This window comes from Microbacterium sp. 4R-513 (genome assembly GCF_011046485.1).
Taxonomy (GTDB): domain Bacteria; phylum Actinomycetota; class Actinomycetes; order Actinomycetales; family Microbacteriaceae; genus Microbacterium.
In genome coordinates this window covers 3863267-3879890 of sequence record NZ_CP049256.1, presented here as the reverse complement: position 1 = coordinate 3879890, position 16624 = coordinate 3863267, and the positions used below count along the sequence as shown (strand labels likewise).

11 protein-coding genes are annotated in these 16624 nt (G+C 68.3%); 10 read left to right on the top strand and 1 reads right to left on the bottom strand.

The features are described from left to right. Positions 1–66 precede the first annotated feature (66 nt). The 7 genes from G5T42_RS17280 to G5T42_RS17250 all read left to right on the top strand — a co-directional run bounded on the left by G5T42_RS17280 (position 67) and on the right by G5T42_RS17250 (position 10151). Complete coding sequence (locus tag G5T42_RS17280) at positions 67–2637, top strand: family 78 glycoside hydrolase catalytic domain (protein WP_241245884.1); 2571 nt, start codon at positions 67–69, stop codon at positions 2635–2637. A 37-nt stretch (positions 2638–2674) separates the two neighbouring features. Then, a complete protein-coding gene (locus tag G5T42_RS17275) occupies positions 2675–3904 on the top strand; it encodes a family 1 glycosylhydrolase (protein WP_165129975.1) in 1230 nt (409 codons plus the stop codon). 3 nt (positions 3905–3907) lie between these two features. Further along, entirely contained in the window at positions 3908–4705 is a 798-nt protein-coding gene (locus tag G5T42_RS17270; RefSeq protein WP_165129974.1) for an SDR family NAD(P)-dependent oxidoreductase, read from the top strand. A 90-nt stretch (positions 4706–4795) separates the two neighbouring features. Beyond that, positions 4796–5629, top strand: a complete 834-nt coding sequence (locus G5T42_RS17265) for an SDR family oxidoreductase (protein WP_165129973.1) — start codon at positions 4796–4798, stop codon at positions 5627–5629. A 115-nt stretch (positions 5630–5744) separates the two neighbouring features. Further along, positions 5745–7487: a family 43 glycosylhydrolase gene (locus G5T42_RS17260; RefSeq protein ID WP_165129972.1), complete on the top strand. Its 1743-nt coding sequence runs from the start codon at positions 5745–5747 to the stop codon at positions 7485–7487. 32 nt (positions 7488–7519) lie between these two features. Beyond that, complete coding sequence (locus tag G5T42_RS17255; protein ID WP_165129971.1) at positions 7520–8500, top strand: Gfo/Idh/MocA family oxidoreductase; 981 nt, start codon at positions 7520–7522, stop codon at positions 8498–8500. Between the two features lie 196 nt (positions 8501–8696). Further along, positions 8697–10151 (top strand): MFS transporter, encoded by a 1455-nt coding sequence (locus G5T42_RS17250; RefSeq protein WP_206535673.1) that lies wholly within the window; start codon positions 8697–8699, stop codon positions 10149–10151. A 56-nt stretch (positions 10152–10207) separates the two neighbouring features. On the opposite strand, the gene G5T42_RS17245 is transcribed toward G5T42_RS17250, so the two are convergent. Then, a complete protein-coding gene (locus G5T42_RS17245) occupies positions 10208–11512 on the bottom strand; it encodes an AraC family transcriptional regulator (protein WP_165129969.1) in 1305 nt (434 codons plus the stop codon). Between the two features lie 53 nt (positions 11513–11565). On the opposite strand from G5T42_RS17245, the gene G5T42_RS17240 reads away from it, so the two are divergent. From G5T42_RS17240 to G5T42_RS17230, 3 genes are read left to right on the top strand one after another with little or no spacing between them, the layout of a single operon-like run. Further along, positions 11566–13809, top strand: a complete 2244-nt coding sequence (locus G5T42_RS17240; RefSeq protein ID WP_165129968.1) for a glycoside hydrolase family 2 TIM barrel-domain containing protein — start codon at positions 11566–11568, stop codon at positions 13807–13809. Further along, positions 13806–15203 carry a glucuronate isomerase gene (gene uxaC, locus G5T42_RS17235; RefSeq protein WP_165129967.1) on the top strand — a complete coding sequence of 466 codons (1398 nt, stop codon included), beginning with the start codon at positions 13806–13808 and terminating at the stop codon, positions 15201–15203. The genes G5T42_RS17240 and uxaC overlap by 4 nt, the downstream gene beginning before the upstream one ends. After that, complete coding sequence (locus G5T42_RS17230; RefSeq protein ID WP_165129966.1) at positions 15200–16597, top strand: mannitol dehydrogenase family protein; 1398 nt, start codon at positions 15200–15202, stop codon at positions 16595–16597. The genes uxaC and G5T42_RS17230 overlap by 4 nt, the downstream gene beginning before the upstream one ends. Positions 16598–16624: the final 27 nt, after the last annotated feature.

The following is a 16624-nucleotide window of genomic DNA, read 5'->3' as shown; positions in this document are numbered from 1 at the left end:
GCCCTGTCGGTCGACAGTGGCGGCGATGAGTTCGTCGTTACCGGCGATCGCCCCCGCCTTTCGTTCGTGAGCGCCGGCTCCGACAGCCACGTCATCGAGGCAACTATCGACGGTGGCGCCCCGATCACCGCCGAGATCACCGGTCACCGTTTCGTGGCGTGGCCGTTCGAGCCGCTGCGCAGCGGCGCCCGCGTGACGTGGCGAGTGAGGCGAGCTGTCGCGGAGGGTGCATGGTCGAAGCCTGCCGTGTTCGAGGCGGGTCTTCTCGACGCCGATTGGACGGCCGAGTGGATCTCGCCGGTCGAAGCGGCTGATCCCGGATACGGCGAGCGTCCGGCGCATGTGCTCGCGGGGACGTTCGCCCTCCCTGCGACGATCGTGTCGGCGCGTCTGTACGCGACAGCGCTCGGCGTCTACACGGCGACGGTGAACGGATCGCGCGTGGGCGGCGATGAGCTCGCGCCCGGGTCGACGTCCTACGACCGGACGCTGTACGCCCAAGCGCACGACGTCACCGCACTCCTCCAAGCCGGAGGGAATCGACTCGAGTTCGAACTGTCGGACGGCTGGTACCGCGGCCAGGTCGGCGCCTTCCGGCTGCCCGCGGGCTGGGGAACCACGCTCGGGGTGCGGGCGGAGCTGCATGTGCGGCTTGCCGACGGCGCGACGCAGGTGATCGTCACCGACGGCAGCTGGACGAGCGCGCCGTCGAGGACGACCCGTGCCGACCTCATGGCAGGTCAGACTGTCGACTTCACCGCGGCGCCCGGCGCTCCGACCGCGGCGCGCGTCGGTGCCGTGGTCGATGCGCCGGCGATAGCCTGGTCGCCGGCTCCGCCCGTGCGCGTGCTCGAATCGCGCGCGCCCGTCGCTGTCGCCCAGGTCGCCGACGGCGTCACCGTGGTGGACTTCGGCCAGAACGCCTCCGGCTGGGTGCGGCTCACCGATCTCGGTGCTCCGGGGACCCGCACGGTGCTCGAGTACGGCGAGTACGTGGATGCCTCGGGCGACCTGTCGACGGCCCACCTCGACTCCGAGCGACCAGAGGGCCGCAAGGCCTTCGTTCAGCGCGACGAGGTCGTGGCGGGCGCTCCAGCTGAGGTGTTCGAGCCGCGCCACACGGTGCACGGCTTCCAGTACGCCCGCATCACCCGCACGGGCGCACCGCTGGACGCGGCATCCGTGACCATGCAGATCGTGCACAGCGACCTGAAGCGAACGGGGTCCTTCGAGAGCAGCGACGAGGACCTCAACCGCCTGCACGAGATCGCCGAGTGGAGCTTCCGCGGTAACGCAGTCGACGTGCCGACCGACTGCCCGACGCGCGAGCGTCTCGCGTGGACCGGCGACTACCAGGTGTTCGCGCCGACGGCGACGCGCCTGTACGACGTGCTCGGATTCACCCGCAAGTGGCTGCAGTCGGTGCGCGACGACCAGCTCGATGACGGACGCATCGCGAACTTCTCGCCCGACGGGCGCCGGATCAAGCACCGCCTCGACGACCAGTTCGCCATGATGACGGGGTCTTCGGGCTGGGGTGATGCGATCGTCGCGGTGCCGTGGGAGATGTATCTCGCGTACGGCGACCGCGCGGTGCTCGAGGAGAACTACGACGCCATGGTGCGCTGGGTGGAGTGGGCGCTCGAGAAAGCGCGCACGACGCGACACCACTCCCGCGTGCAGGCCTCTCCCGACCCCGAGCCGTTCGAGCAGTATCTGTGGGACGGCACTTTCCACTGGGGCGAATGGACAGAGCCCCGGGAGCGGGATGCCGAGGGCAACCGCATCGACCCCATCAAGCACAACCCGATGGCCTGGTTCATGGCGGACAAGGGCGAGGTCGGCACGGCCTACCTGCACCGCTCGACCGCGATGCTCGCCCGGATCGCCGAGATCATCGGGCTGGAGCCGGATGCGACGCGCTACGCCGAGACCGCCGAACGGGTCGCCGACGCCTGGCGCCACGCGTACCTCAAAAGCGACGGGACCACGGTGACTGACACTCAGGCCGCATACGTGCGTGCGCTCGCGTTCGGGCTCGTGCCCGCCGAGCTTCGCGCCGCCGCGCTCGACCGGCTCGTCGAGCTGATCGAGGCGAGCGACACGCACCTGTCCACCGGCTTCCTCGCGACGGCCGACCTGCTCCCTGTGCTCGCAGACGGCGGCCGCGCCGACGTCGCATACGAACTGCTCGCCCAGCGCACTGCGCCTTCATGGATGTACATGGTCGACCGCGGTGCGACAACGATCTGGGAGGACTGGGAGGGGATCGACGAGAACGGCGATGCCCACGAGTCGCTCAACCACTACAGCAAGGGCGCGGTGATCCGGTTCCTTCACACCCACACGCTCGGGCTCCGACAGGATGCCGACTCGATCGCGTGGGAGAAAGTCACGATCGCTCCGCTGCCTGCGCCCGGCATGACCTGGGCGCGGGGAGCGCATGACGGTCCGCAGGGCGAGATCGCCGTCGAGTGGCGCATCGAGGGCGACAGCGTCCGCATCGCCGCTGACATCCCCGCCGGCACCACCGCGCGCATCGTCTTCCCCGACGGCACCGTCCACGCCGCGGGTCCGGGCCGTTTCGACCAGATCAGCGCACTCCCGGCATCCACCCCCGCCGTCGCCACCCGGTGACGCGCATCCCACGCATCGACGCGAAAGTGAGAACGACATGACCAGCTTCCCCGACGGCTTCCTCTGGGGCGCGGCCACCGCCGGCCACCAGATCGAGGGCAACAACGTCAACAGCGACTGGTGGGCGCGCGAGCAGATGATGCCGGGCATGGAGCTGTCGGGCGACGCCGTCGACAGCTACCACCGCTACCGCGAGGACATCCAGCTGCTCGCCGATGCCGGTCTCACCTCGTACCGGTTCAGCCTGGAGTGGTCGCGCATCGAGCCGGTGCGCGGGCACTTCTCGAAGGCCGAGCTCGCTCACTACCGCCGGATGATCGACTTCTGCCTCGAGCGGGGTGTGACCCCGGTCGTCACGCTGCAGCACTTCACCACCCCGCAGTGGTTCGCCGCCCTCGGTGGGTGGGACGGCCCCGAGTCGCAGGAGCTTTTCTGCGCGTTCGTCGAGCAGGCCTGCACCATCCTCGACGGGGTCGAATGGGTTGTCACGATGAACGAGCCCAACATGCAGGCCGCGATCATGACCGCGATGCGACACCTCGCGGCCTCGGGCGGCGAGTGGACGAGCCCGACCGTCGAGGCCGAGGGCGACCAGGAGAAGAAGCAGACTCACAGCGAGTTCCTCACCTACGCCGACCCCGAGATCGGCCGTCTGTTCACGCGCATCCACCACGCCGCCCGTGAGATCGTCCGCGACCGCACCGGTGCGAAGGTCGGCTGGACCATCGCCGCCGGCGCCCTCACGGCAGCCCCGGGCGGGGAGGAGAAGCTTCTCCAGATCCGCTACGGCAAGGAGGACGTGTACTGGGAGGGCAGCCGCGGGGACGACTTCGTCGGCGTGCAGGCCTACAGCTCGCAGCAGGTCGACGCCAACGGGCTGGTCCCTCACCCGCCGCACCCCGACAACACCCTCGTCGGCACCGCCTTCCGTCCCGACTCGCTTGCGTTGGCCGTGCGCCACGCCTGGGAGGTCAGCGAGCACACGCCGATTCTCATCACCGAGAACGGCATTGCCACCGCTGACGACACCCAGCGCATCCGCTACACCGACGAGGCGCTCCGGGGCCTGCTGGGAACCATCGCCGACGGCATCGATGTGCGCGGGTATCTGCACTGGTCGCTGCTCGACAACTTCGAGTGGGGCCACTGGGAGCCGACCTTCGGACTCATCGCCGTCGACCGTGACACGTTCGTGCGCACCCCGAAGCCCAGTCTCGGCTGGCTCGGCGAGGTGGCGCAGCGCAACGCGCTGTCGAGCGAGGGCTGACCGATGAAGATCTCGGGCAAGACGTTCGTCGTCACCGGCGCCGGTAACGGCATCGGCCGCGAGATGACGCTTCAGCTCCTCGCCGCCGGGGCTTCGGTGGCCGGCGTCGACCTCAATGAAGCCGGACTTCAGAAGACCGCAGAGCTCGCCGATGCCGGCTCCCGCTTCACGGCGCATGTCGTGAACATCACCGATCGGAACGCCGTGGAGGCACTGCCGGCGCAGGTCGAGGCGTCTCAAGGCCCCGCCGACGCCGTGATCAATGTCGCCGGGGTGATCCAGAAGTTCGTGAAGGTCGCCGATCTGCCCTACGCGGAGATCGAGAAGGTCATGAACGTGAACTTCTGGGGCACCATGAACATGGTCAAGGCGTTCCTGCCGGTGCTGACCTCGCGTCCTGAAGCCGCTCTCGTGAATGTCGCCAGCATGGGCGCCTACGCACCGGTGCCCGGCCAGGCCGTCTACGGCGCATCCAAGGCTGCCGTGAAGGTGCTCACCGAGGCGCTGTACGCCGAGCTTCTCGACACGTCCGTCGCGGTGACGGTGATCTTCCCGGGCGCGATCGGCACAGATATCGCGGCGAACTCGGGCGTTGCGCTGTCGGACGGGTCGCAGGACGCGCCCGCGTACAAGACGACCCCGCCTTCCGCTGCGGCGGCAGTCATCGTCGACGCCGTGATCAAGGGCAGGTACCGCGCGACCATCGGGGGCGACGCGGCGGCGATGGACAAGCTCTCGCGCCTCAGCCCCAAGCGGGCCACCACGCTCATCGCCAAGCAGATGGGCGCTCTGCTCAACTGACGACATCGGGCGCCCGACGAAGGGCTCGCCGGGCGCCCGACCTCGAGCCCTCAGACCGAACCGCTGACCACAGCACGCAAAGGAGCACACATGTCTTTCCCGTTCGCCGACGTCTCGGACCGTCCGCTTTCCGATCTTCTCTCGCTGGGCGGGCGCCGCGCCGTCGTGACCGGTGCTGCCCAGGGCCTGGGCAAGGCCATCGCCTCGCGCCTGGCTGAGGCCGGCGCTGACCTTCTGCTGATCGACCTCAATGCCGATGCCGCCGATACCGCGGCCGCGGAACTGTCGGAACGCTACGGGGTTCGCGTGGTGAGCACGCGCGCCGACGTCGCCGATGCCGCGTCCGTCGCCACCGCGGCCGACCTCGCCGTCGCCGAACTCGGCGGCATCGACGTCTGGGTCAACAACGCGGGAATCTTCCCCAACGCGCCCGTGACGATGATGCCCGACGAGATGTGGGACTCCACCTTCGCCGTCAACGCCCGCGGTGTCTTCCTCGGAGCACGTGAGGCCGCACGCCGGATGTCGGCGGACGGTTCGGGCGGGGTCATCGTGAACATCATCTCCACGGCGGGCGTGCAGGTGGCGTTCCCGGGCATGGCCGCCTACGTCGGCTCGAAGCACGCGGCGCTCGGCATGACCAAGTCGCTCGCGGTCGACCTCGCCCCCCTCGGCATCCGCGTGCTCGGCGTGGCGCCGAGCTTCGTCCCGACCGAGGGCAACCTCGCCGCCGCGAAAGCCGGCGCCGAGGCGGCTGCCGCGGCGGGCGTCGAGATGCCCCCGCTGGAGGTCATGAACAAGAGCATGATCGGCCGAATGGGCACCCCCGACGACATCGCCCGCGTCGTGCTCTTCGCCGCCAGCGACCTCTCGATGATCATGACGGGCAGCACCCTCATGGCTGACGCCGGCGAGACGCTCTGACGATGACCCCATCCGGCCCGCGACCGCTGTGCGCGACCCAGCAGATCCAGATCGGCCGGGTCCCTTCCAACGAAAGCCAGGCGCGCGACACCTCGTGCGCCGCGAAGGATCGCTCATGACCGGCCGCATCGTCTGCAACCCGCTCGACCTCGACTACCGCTATCAGGATGTGCGTGGGTTGTTCGGCGGCCGCTCCGTGCACCGCGAAGCGGCCGACCCGACAGTTGTCGTCTACCGCGGGCGCTATTACATGTTCGCGTCGATGACCCGTGGCTTCTGGCACTCCGAGGACCTCGTCACCTGGACGCATCAGCCGTCCGAGCGAATCCCGGCCGTCGATTACGCGCCGGACGTGCGCGAGGTCGATGGTGCGCTTCTGTTCACGGCATCCCGCCGTTCGAGGGGCCGCTTCTTCCGCAGTGTCGACCCGCTCGGAGACGACTTCGAAGAGGTCGCCCCCAGCGACATCGCATTCTGGGATCCCGACACCTTCCAGGACGACGACGGCAGGCTCTACCTCTACTGGGGATGCTCCCACAACCAGCCGATCCAGGGGGTGGAGCTGGATCGTGAGACCCTGCAGAGCATCGGCGAGCCGATCGCATTGATCTCGGCCGACACAGCCACCCGCGGGTGGGAGCGGACAGGCGACGACTACGTGCCCGTCGCACGCACAGGATTGATGGGCAAGGCGATGGATGCCTACCTCGGTGACGCGCCCTTCATCGAAGGCGCCTACGTCAACCGTGTCGGCGACCGGTACTACCTGCAATACGCGGGCCCAGGCACGCAGTTCAACACGTACGCGGACGGATGCTACGTCGGCACCGGTCCACTCGGTCCGTTCGAGTACGACCAGAACAGCCCGTTCTCCTCGAAGCCGGGCGGCTTCATCACCGGTGCCGGGCACGGCAGCACGTTCCAGGACCGGCACGGCAACTGGTGGCACGTGGCGACGATGCGCATCTCGGTGAACGCGGACTTCGAGCGTCGGATCGGGCTGTTCCCCGCCGGCTTCGACGAGGACGGAGTGCTGTTCTGCAACCAGAATTTCGCCGACTACCCGATGCAGGTGCACGACCGCGCGTTCGACCCGTGGACCGAGGCATCCCCTGGGTGGATGCTGCTGTCGTACCGGGCCACGGCGGCCGCCTCATCGGCGCTGCCGGGCCACGAGCCGGCGCTCGCGACGGATGAGTCCGTGCGCACATGGTGGGTCGCCGGGTCGGATCAGCCGGGGGAGTGGCTGTCGGTCGATCTCGGAGCGGAGGCCACCGTGCACGCGCTGCAGGTCAACCTCGCCGATCACCACCTCGCCCCGCGAGCACCCCGGCGCCGCGACCTCCACCGGGCGACCATCGGAAAGCGGGCCGTATACCCGGACTCGCAGCCCACCGAGGTGCGCGTCGAAGTGTCGACGGATGCTTCCGAGTGGGTGACCGTGCACGACACGATCGGCACCCGCGCCGACGCGCCGCACGCGTTCATCGAACTCGAGCAGTCGCAACGCGCGCGCTACGTGCGGGTCACGTCCGGAGCCATGCCCTTCGGCGGCCGCTTCGCGATCAGCGGCCTTCGTGTGTTCGGCCTCGCCGACGGAGTCGCACCACGGGCGGTCACCCCTACCGGTGAGCGCGCCGATGAGCTCACCGTGGCGCTCGCCTGGGAGCCGGTGCCGGGCGCCGTGGGCTACAACGTGCGCTACGGCACGTCGCCCGAGAAGCTGTACCACAGCTGGCTCGTCTATGACCGGTCGGCGCTTGTCGTCGGGTCGCTCAACGCGGGCGTACCGTACTGGTTCGCGGTCGACAGCTTCAATGGGGCCGGTGTGACACCGGGCACGGCGACCCGGATCTAGCGGCGCGCAAGGCGCCGACGAAAGGGGCAACGATGCTCGCATGGGGGATCATCGGCACAGGCGACATCTCGGAGCGGCTGGTGGCCGACCTCATCGCGCTGCCGGGCGCAACCGTCACCGCGGTGTGGGGGAGGCCGGCCGAACGCGCCGACGACTTCGCACGGGCTCACGGCATCGCGTTCGCGACGGTGTCGCGCGACGAGCTCTTCTCACGCGCGGACGTCGACGTGGTCTACATCGCCACGCCGGCGCACACGCACGCCGACATCGCGGTCGAGGCGCTCCGGGCCGGCAAGCACGTACTCATCGAGAAGCCGATCGCTGCGAGCACCGACGACGCCGAGCGCGTGTACGCCGCAGCGGCGACCGCGGGGCGCTTCGCGATGGAGGCGATGTGGATGCGGTTCAATCCGCTCCACGTCGAGGTGATCGACCGCGTCCGCGACGGACTGCTCGGTGCTGCGGGCAGCGTCCGGGCGAGCTTCGGCACCCCGTTCCAGGCGCGGGGGCGCGTCCTCACCCCGGGACAGGGCGGGAGCATCCTGCGAGACAGAGGCATCTACCCTGTCACCCTCGCGCACTGGTTCCTCGGCGAGCCGACCTCGCTTGCGGCTTCCGGTGTCTTCGAGGACGGCACCGACATCGAGGGCCACGCCACGCTCGAATACCGCCAGGCCTTCGCGCAGCTCGCGTGGTCGGGCATCCGGTTCCTCGACCTCACCGCGACGGTCAGCGGAGAGCAGGGGTGGATCACCATCGATCCGATGTTCTGGGCCGGGTCGCGCGCCCGTGTGCACGCGGGATCGGCGGAGCGGATCTTCGGTGCTCCCGAGGTGGTCGAGCATCCGCGGCAGGGGAACGGCTACGGACCGATGCTCGCCGCGGTCACCGACGCCATCGGCCGCGGGAGCCTCGAGCATCCGTGGCACTCGCACGCGGACTCGCTCGCAATCACTCGCACGCTCGATGCGGTGCTGGCGGGAATTTCCGCTGCACCCGGAAACGCGACGTAGCCGAACACACGCGCCGCATTTCTGCTGTTGGTGACGATTCGGTTCTATTCCGCGCTCGATGAGCCGACCTAGCATTGCGGTCGTCTCAGACGCGCGACGTGGATCGACTCCCGTCTTCGGCCGTGAGATTATCCCCAAAGGAGTGTGAAACGCGATGGCGCGTAACCCGAAACCGACAGCCAGTGAAGCCGACGGCGTGACGTATCGTCGCGCCCGCACGTGGGAGATCGCCTTCTCCCAGTTGAACAACGGCTCGGCCATGATCTTCTACGTGCTCGTCGGGCTCATGAGCTACCTGCAGAACGCCGGCTACGGCATCGCGGTCGCGGTCGCGGGAATCATCCTCACGGTCACGCGCGTCTTCGACGGGTTGATCGACCCGCTGATCGCCTTCGTCATCGAGAGGGTCACCTTCCCGTTCGGCAAGCTGCGGTTCTTCATGCTTGCCGGCTGGGCGATCCGTTCGGTGGCGATCCTTCTGCTCTTCGTCTGGGGATCCGACACCGGACTCGGTGCGGTCTTCTTCATCGCGATCTACCTGGTGTACATCGTCGGCTCGTCGATGAACGACATCGCCGGCCAGATGTCGGGACCCGTGCTGACGAACGACCCTCGTCAGCGCCCGACCGTGCAGGTGTGGGCCACCATCTACGCCTACCTCATCCCCGCAGCGTTTACGATCATCTCGACGGTGATCTTCCTGCCCCGGCACGGCAACGAGTTCACTGTCGCGATGCTCAGTGAGACGGCCATCACCTACGTCGTCTGCTCGTTCTTCTTCCAGGTGCTCGCGTGCGTCGGCGTCGCCCGCGTCGACCGGCCCGAGAGCTTCGAGCATCTTTCCGTGATCAAAGCGGACGCGAAGGTGTCCATCCGCGACATGTGGAACGTGCTCGCCCACAACGGCCCGTTCATGCGGTATCTCATCAGCGGCGCCTCGGAGAAGCTCGCCCAGGTGGTCAAGTCGCAGGCGGTGATCGGCACCCTGATGTGGGGCATCCTGCTCGGCAACATGCAGCTGGGCACGATTCTCAGCCTGGTCGCGATCCTCCCGGGCATCATCTTCGCGATCTTCGGCGCTCGTTACAACGGTAAGCACGGCTCGAAGGCGGCAACGGTCACCTGGACCTGGATCAGCCTGATTCTGACAGTGGTTCTCGCCGCGTTCTGCCTGGTCATCGACCCCCGGTCGATCCTCGGCAGCCTGCCCCTTTCGATCGTGTTCTTCCTGGTCTACCTGCTCCTCAACGGCGCTTCGATGGTCGTCACGGTGGCTCAGGGCGCGATGCGCGCGGATGTCATCGACTACGAGTTGGAGCGCTCCGGGAAGTATCTGCCGGCGACGGTGACGGCGGTGTACAACATCTTCGACCAGATCATCTCGTCGCTCGGCTCCACCCTCGCCCTCGGGGCGGTCGCACTGATCGGCTTCACGACGGTCATGCCCCAGCCCACCGACAGTCCGAACCAGGCGATCCTGCTGATGACGATGGCGCTCTTCTTCGGCCTCCCGCTCCTGGGCTGGATCTGCACCCTTATCGCAATGCGGGGCTACAAGCTCGACCGGGTCGAGATGATCCAGGTCCAGAAGCGGATCGCCGCCCGCAAGGCTGCTCTGACTGAGGAGGAGCCAGCCGAGTCTCTCGCCTGAGACGCCGCGCCCCGTGATCGCGCTCCTTCACCTGGGTTGCCGGTCGCGGGGCTCGCTCATCGTGAGTGGAGCTCGCGGTAGGCCGTCGGCGTCATGCCGTACTCGGCGCGGAACACCTTGACGAAGTAGTTGGCGTCGTCGTACCCGACGAACATCGCGATGTCGCGCACGCCCTGCGTGGTCGTGGCGAGCAGCCGCGCGGCGCGCTCGGCTCGCCGTTGAGCGACGTAGCCTGCAACAGTCGTTCCCGTGGCTTCTTTGAACCGCCGCGCCAGCGTCGAGGCCGACACCCCCAGGTGTTCAGCGAGTTCGGTGGTCGAAACATGCTGGCTGAGATGCAGTTCGATCTCGTCGGTCACGCGCCGGACAAGAGCGGGGTAGCCGCGCAGTCGATGGCGTCTCACTGCTTCGCAGAAATCGGAGACCATCTGCGAGGTGAAGCCCAGCGCACGTCGTGTGTCGGCGCTGTGGCCGACCCGATGCAGCCGCTGGGCGTACTCCTGGGAGATCGCGTCGATCGTCACCGGTGGCAGGCCGCCGCGCTGGGCGGCGACCCGGGCCATGATGCGGAGGATCGTCGCCCCGAGGAACGGGGTGTTCAGGTAGCCGCTGATGCGCGGCATTCCCGATAGGCCCTGAAGTGCGGCGAGCGCCCGATCGGTTGCGCCGTCGGCGACGGCATCCATGAAGTCCTGCTCGTGGCGATAGCGCTCCTCAATCACGGCGAACGACGCGGACTGTGGGGCGTCGCCGAGGCCCGGCGAGATCGATCCGCCCTCAGCCTTCACATGCTGGAGGGTGCCCACGGCGTCCTCGCCACCGCCTTCACGCAGGATCGCGGAGGCGCTGCGATGCACATACTCGGCGTCCACGATCGCATAGCGGGTGCGGTAGAGCTTGTACAGGGACAGGTGGGCGGTCGGGATGCCGAGCCGACTCATCACCTCTTCGGCGGTGCCGGGATACATCGGCGCGTGCGTGTAGGGGCCGATGAGGAGGAGCCGATCGTCCCAGCGCGCGAGGGTCACCGCCATCCCGAGCGGCTCCTCGACCTCGTGGATGACCTGCGCGGGCATTGCGCGGACGAATTCGCGGAGTGCGGCGGCGGCGAACGCCGGCTGGATCTGCGGGTCGAGGCAGTGCGCGGCCTCGAAAGCCGTCAGCGCGTCGGCGATGTCGGAGGTGACGGTCACCGGGCAGCTCAGCACGTCCGCGAGGACGCCGGTGATCGTGCCGAGGCTGTCGGGCGGCCCCATGGTCCTCGCCGTCGTCATGATGATCCTCGGTCTGAGTACCCACTCGTGCTCAACGAGTGCTGTTTCTGCGTTTCCAGTTCTATTCTGGACCCTCGGTGGGGTCATAACGTAAACGAGCCCGGCACATGCCGGTGCGCTGTGCGCCGAAGGAGACCACAATGACGCAGCCTCCCACCCCTTCCCTCCGCCGGGTCACGTCCCTTGTCGAGGACTGGGCTTACGCCCCTGTGGCGCTCCCGGACGCGAGCTGGGACGAGGTCGCCGCGGCCGGGTCGTCGGTCAGGATTCCGCACACGTGGAACGCTGAGGACGGGTACGCGGGCGGCGGTTACCGACGCGGCCGCTCGACGTATGCGCGGCGGTTGACCGCTGACGGCGGCGCCATCGAGACATGGGTCGAGTTCGCCGGAGTGAACTCGACAGCGGAGGTGCACGTCGACGGCCAGCTCCTGGCGCGCCACCACGGCGGGTACTCCACCTTCCGCGTGAACATCACGGATCATCTCGTTGACGGCGCCGCGACCATCGTGGTCGTCGTCGATAACTCGGCGAACGAGACGGTCTACCCGCAGCAGGCCGACTTCACCTTCTACGGCGGCATCTACCGTGAGGTGCGGCAGATCAGCGTCGGCGCCGCGCACTTCACCCTTGATGGACACGGCGGACCCGGACTGACAGTCACGCCGCGTCTCGCCGACGGGGGCGCCATCGTCTCGGTGAACGCCGGGGTGTCCGGGGCCGCTGCCGCCGAGGCATCCGTTCGCTTCGTCATCGACGGCGAGGCTGCCGTCACGGTGCCCGTCATCGGTGGTGAGGCCCAGGCTGATCTGACGATCGAGCAGGTTCGCCGATGGCACGGTCTGCGCGACCCGCACCTCTACACGGCCCGCGCCGAGCTCCTCGACGGAGATGTCCTCGCGGACGTGGTCGAACTGCGATTCGGATGCCGGGAGTTCGAGGTCGACCCGCAGCGCGGGTTCCTGCTCAACGGGGAGGAGTACGCGCTGCGCGGTGTCTCGCGGCACCAGGACTTCGATGGCGCCGGAAGCGCAATCACCGAAGAGATGAAGCAGACCGACCTCGCCCTGATCCGCGAGATCGGCGCGACCACCGTGCGGCTCGCGCACTACCAGCACGACCAGCGCTTCTACGACCTGTGCGACGAGGCAGGGCTCGTAGTATGGGCTGAGATCCCGCAGATCACCGTGTTCCTGCCAGGTGCCGTCGACAACGCCCGCGACCAGCTCACGGAGCTGATCGTGCAGAACCGCCACCACGCGAGCATCGTCTGCTGGGGGCTGTCGAACGAGATCACCCTCGCCGGAGCCGGCGACGATGTGGTGGCCGCGCACCGCGATCTGAACGATCTCGCGCATCGCCTCGACCCCACGCGCCTGACGGTGATGGCGAACCTGTTCCTGCTCGAGACCGACCACCCGCTCGTCACCCTGCCCGACGTCATGTCGTACAACCTCTACTTCGGCTGGTATGTGGGAGAGTCCGCCGACAACGACACCTGGCTCGACGACTTCCACACCGCGTACCCCGGGGCCGCGATCGGTCTCTCGGAGTACGGAGCCGACGCCAATCCGCAGTACCAGTCGGCTCACCCCGCGAAGGGTGACTACAGCGAGAGCTACCAGGCGCTGTACCACGAGCACATGGTCACCATGATCGAAGATCGGCCGTGGCTCTGGGCCACGCACGTGTGGAACCTCGCCGACTTCGGCTCGGCCGGCCGCGACGAGGGTGGCGTCGCCGGGCGCAACCAGAAGGGCCTCGTCTCGTTCGACCGCGCGCTGAAGAAGGACGCGTTCTACGTCTACAAGGCGGCGTGGGCGACCGAGCCGTTCGTCCACGTGGCCGGTCGCCGCCGAGCGGACCGGGCCGAAGACGTGACCGAGGTGGTCGTGTACTCCAACCAGCCCGAGGTCACCCTGCTCGTCGACGGTGAAGAGGTGGACACGGTCTCGGGTTCTCGGGCATTCCGGTTCGAGGTGCCGCTCACCGGCGAGCACGAGGTCACCGCCCGCGCCGGCGACGCAACCGACACGATCAGCCTGCGCAAGGTCGACGAAGTGCCAGAGGCATCCATCATGCCCACCACCGCCATAGCCAACTGGTTCGACGCCGCGCCGCTGCCGGCTCCCGAAGGCTTCTTCTCGATCCAGGACTCGCTCGGCGACATCAAGCAGTCCGACGAGGGGTCGCGTGTCATCGCGTCGGTGCTCGCGGCGGTCTCGACCAGCCGCGGCGAAGTCGGCCGCGGGGTCGAGATCCCGCCCGCGATGCAGGCGATCGTCGATCGCATGAGCGTCGGGAAGCTCATCAGCCAGGCCGGGGGAGTGCCGATCGAACAGGTCGCCGCGCTCAACGCCCAGCTCAACCTGATTTCGAAATGACCACCACGTCAACGGACTTCCGGCTCTTCCCTTCGGACGAGCGCGTGCGCGAACTCGCCGCCGAACTGCACGCCGAGGTCGCGGATGCCCCCATCATCTCGCCGCACGGACATGTCGACCCGCGGCTGCTCGCCGAGGATGTGCCGTTCAGCGACCCCGCCGAGCTGTTCCTCACGCGCGATCACTACGTGACACGCCTTCTCCACGCGAGCGGGGTGTCGCTCGGCGACCTCGGTCTCGACCGCGATCGCGCCGTCGGTCCGCGCGAGGCCTGGCGCATCCTCGCGGCCCATTGGCACCGCTTCGCCGGGACAGCTAGCGGGTACTGGCTGACCGACGAGCTCACGACGCTCTTCGGCGTCGACGAGGAGCTCTCCGCGGACAGTTCCGATCGCATCTACGACCGCGTGACCGCAGCGTTGGCCGAGCCCGGTTTCCGCCCCCGTGCCCTGTTCGACAGGTTCCGCATCGATGTGCTCGCCACGACGGACGACCCCCTGGACGATCTGGCACCGCACGCACGGCTCGCCGCGGATCCGGGGTTCCGCGGCCGAGTGCTCCCGACCTTCCGTCCCGACGCGTACCTGGATCCTGAGGCGCCCGGTTTCACCGATCGAGTCGGACGGCTGCTCGCGGCGACCGGACAGCCGGCGACATTCGCGGGGTATCTCGAGGCGCTGCAGGCGCGTCGGGACTACTTCATCGACCACGGGGCGGTCTCTGCGGATCACGGCGTTGTCGAGCCGTTCACGACGGATCTGGATGCGGGCACGGCCGAGGAGCTGTTCCGTGCGGCAGTGGCCGGGACGGCGGATTCTGCGGCCGCTCGGGTGTTCCGTGGCCACATGCTGTTCCAGATGGCCCGCATGAGCGTCTCGGACGGGCTCGTCATGACGGTGCACCCCGGAGTGCACCGCAACCACCACCGGCCGACGTTCGAACGATTCGGACCGGACATGGGGCACGACATCCCGGTGCGCACCGAGTACACCGGGAACCTTCGCCCGATGCTGAACGCCTTCGGCACGGCACCGGGGTTCCACCTCGTCCTGTTCGCCGTGGACGAGACCGTGTACTCGCGGGAGGTGGCACCGCTCGCCGGCTTCTACCCGAGCGTGTTCATCGGTGCACCATGGTGGTTCCTCGATGCGCCGGACGCGATCCAGCGATGGCGGTCCGCGATTACCGAGACTGCCGGCTTCTACCGATCGAGCGGCTTCATCGACGACACGCGCGCGTTCCTTTCCATCCCCGCACGACACGACACGGCACGCCGATCGGATGCCGCGTTCCTTGCCCGACTCGTCGTCGAGGGGCGCGTCAGCCTTCCGACCGCGCGCCGGATCGCCCGGGACCTCGTCGACGCGATCCCGCGAGAGGTCTTCAAGCTGTGATCCCCGCACCTCTCACCCGCGACGAGCTCGCCCGACGCATCGGCGACGCAGCCGCCACCCCGCCTCCGGTGCGGATCGTCCATCTGGGTCTCGGGCACTTCTTCCGCGCGCACCAGGCCTGGTACACCGCCCACGCTGCCGATGCAGCGCAATGGGGGATCGCAGCATTCACCGGGCGCAGCGTCGCGCGCGCCGAGGCCCTCAACCGGCAGGGCGGACTCTTCACGCTGCTCGAGCGTGGCCCCGACACCGATCGGCTCGAGGTGATCGGAAGCGTCGTGGAGGCCGTCGCCGGACAGAACGTCCCGCGCCTCGAGGCTCTTGCCCGTGACCCGCAGGTTGCCGTCATCACCCTCACCGTGACCGAGAGCGGCTACCGGCTGACAACAGCCGGGCTGCCCGATCTGGACGACGCGGACGTGCGCGCAGACCTCGAAGCGCTGCGCGCCGGCGCGTCGGCCGCGTCGACTGTGCTCGGCCGATTGACGACCGCCTTCCGTGCACGACGCGAAGCGGACGCCGGGCCGATCGCGGTCGTTCCCTGCGACAACATCCCCGGCAACGGCGAGTTCGTCGCCCGCGGCGTCAACGCCTTCGCTGAGCGGGTCGACCCGCTCCTCGCCGCATGGATCACGGCGAACGTGTCGTTCGTGAGCACATCGGTCGACCGCATCACTCCCCACACCGACGAGGTCCCCGCCGTCGTGTCGAGTGCGGGCTGGCTCGACGACCTGACGGTGATCACCGAGCCGTTCTCGGACTGGGTGCTCGCGGGCGACTTCCCCGCGGGAAGGCCCGACTGGGAGAGCGCCGGCGCCCGGTTCGTCGATGACATCGAACCGTGGGAGAACCGCAAGCTGTGGCTGCTCAACGGCGCTCACAGTCTCCTCACGTTCGCGGGGACGCCGCGGGGGCTCCACACAGTCGCCGAAGCGATCGCCGACCCCGAGTGCCGTGCCCTCGTCGAGTCCTTCTGGGAAGAAGCCGTCGCCTGTCTTCCTGGCGGCACCGAGCACGTGCGGTACCGGAGCCAGCTCATCGAGCGCTTCGCGAATCGTCGAATCGTCCACCGCCTCGCGCAGATCGCCGCCGAGGCGACGACGAAGGTGGAGTTTCGATTCGCGGCCGTCGCCGAGCGCTCGATCGCCGCAGGTCGGGATGCCTCGGCAAGCGCGCGCGCTCTCGCGACATGGATCGCCTGGCTGCGAACGGACCCCGGCGCCGTCGACGTGCGAGCCGACGCGGTCGCTGCTGCCGAGGCATCCGACGACCCCGTCTCGTCGCTCGTCGGACTTGTCTCACGGAGACTCGCAGCCGTTCCCGGCTTCGTCGATGACGTTCGGCGATTCGTCCGGGACGTGTCCACAGATCAGACTCCCGCTCTCGGTCGATGACCGAACAGGGCATGCGCTCATTCCACT

Bases quoted from the DNA above. Each gene is read 5' to 3' on its own strand.
- G5T42_RS17245 (WP_165129969.1), bottom strand. From the start codon at position 11,512: ATGACCCCACCGAGGGTCCAGAATAGAACTGGAAACGCAGAAACAGCA.
- G5T42_RS17270 (WP_165129974.1), top strand. From the start codon at position 3,908: ATGAAGATCTCGGGCAAGACGTTCGTCGTCACCGGCGCCGGTAACGGC.
- uxaC (WP_165129967.1), top strand. From the start codon at position 13,806: ATGACCACCACGTCAACGGACTTCCGGCTCTTCCCTTCGGACGAGCGC.
- G5T42_RS17275 (WP_165129975.1), top strand. From the start codon at position 2,675: ATGACCAGCTTCCCCGACGGCTTCCTCTGGGGCGCGGCCACCGCCGGC.
- G5T42_RS17265 (WP_165129973.1), top strand. From the start codon at position 4,796: ATGTCTTTCCCGTTCGCCGACGTCTCGGACCGTCCGCTTTCCGATCTT.
- G5T42_RS17255 (WP_165129971.1), top strand. From the start codon at position 7,520: ATGCTCGCATGGGGGATCATCGGCACAGGCGACATCTCGGAGCGGCTG.
- G5T42_RS17260 (WP_165129972.1), top strand. From the start codon at position 5,745: ATGACCGGCCGCATCGTCTGCAACCCGCTCGACCTCGACTACCGCTAT.
- G5T42_RS17240 (WP_165129968.1), top strand. From the start codon at position 11,566: ATGACGCAGCCTCCCACCCCTTCCCTCCGCCGGGTCACGTCCCTTGTC.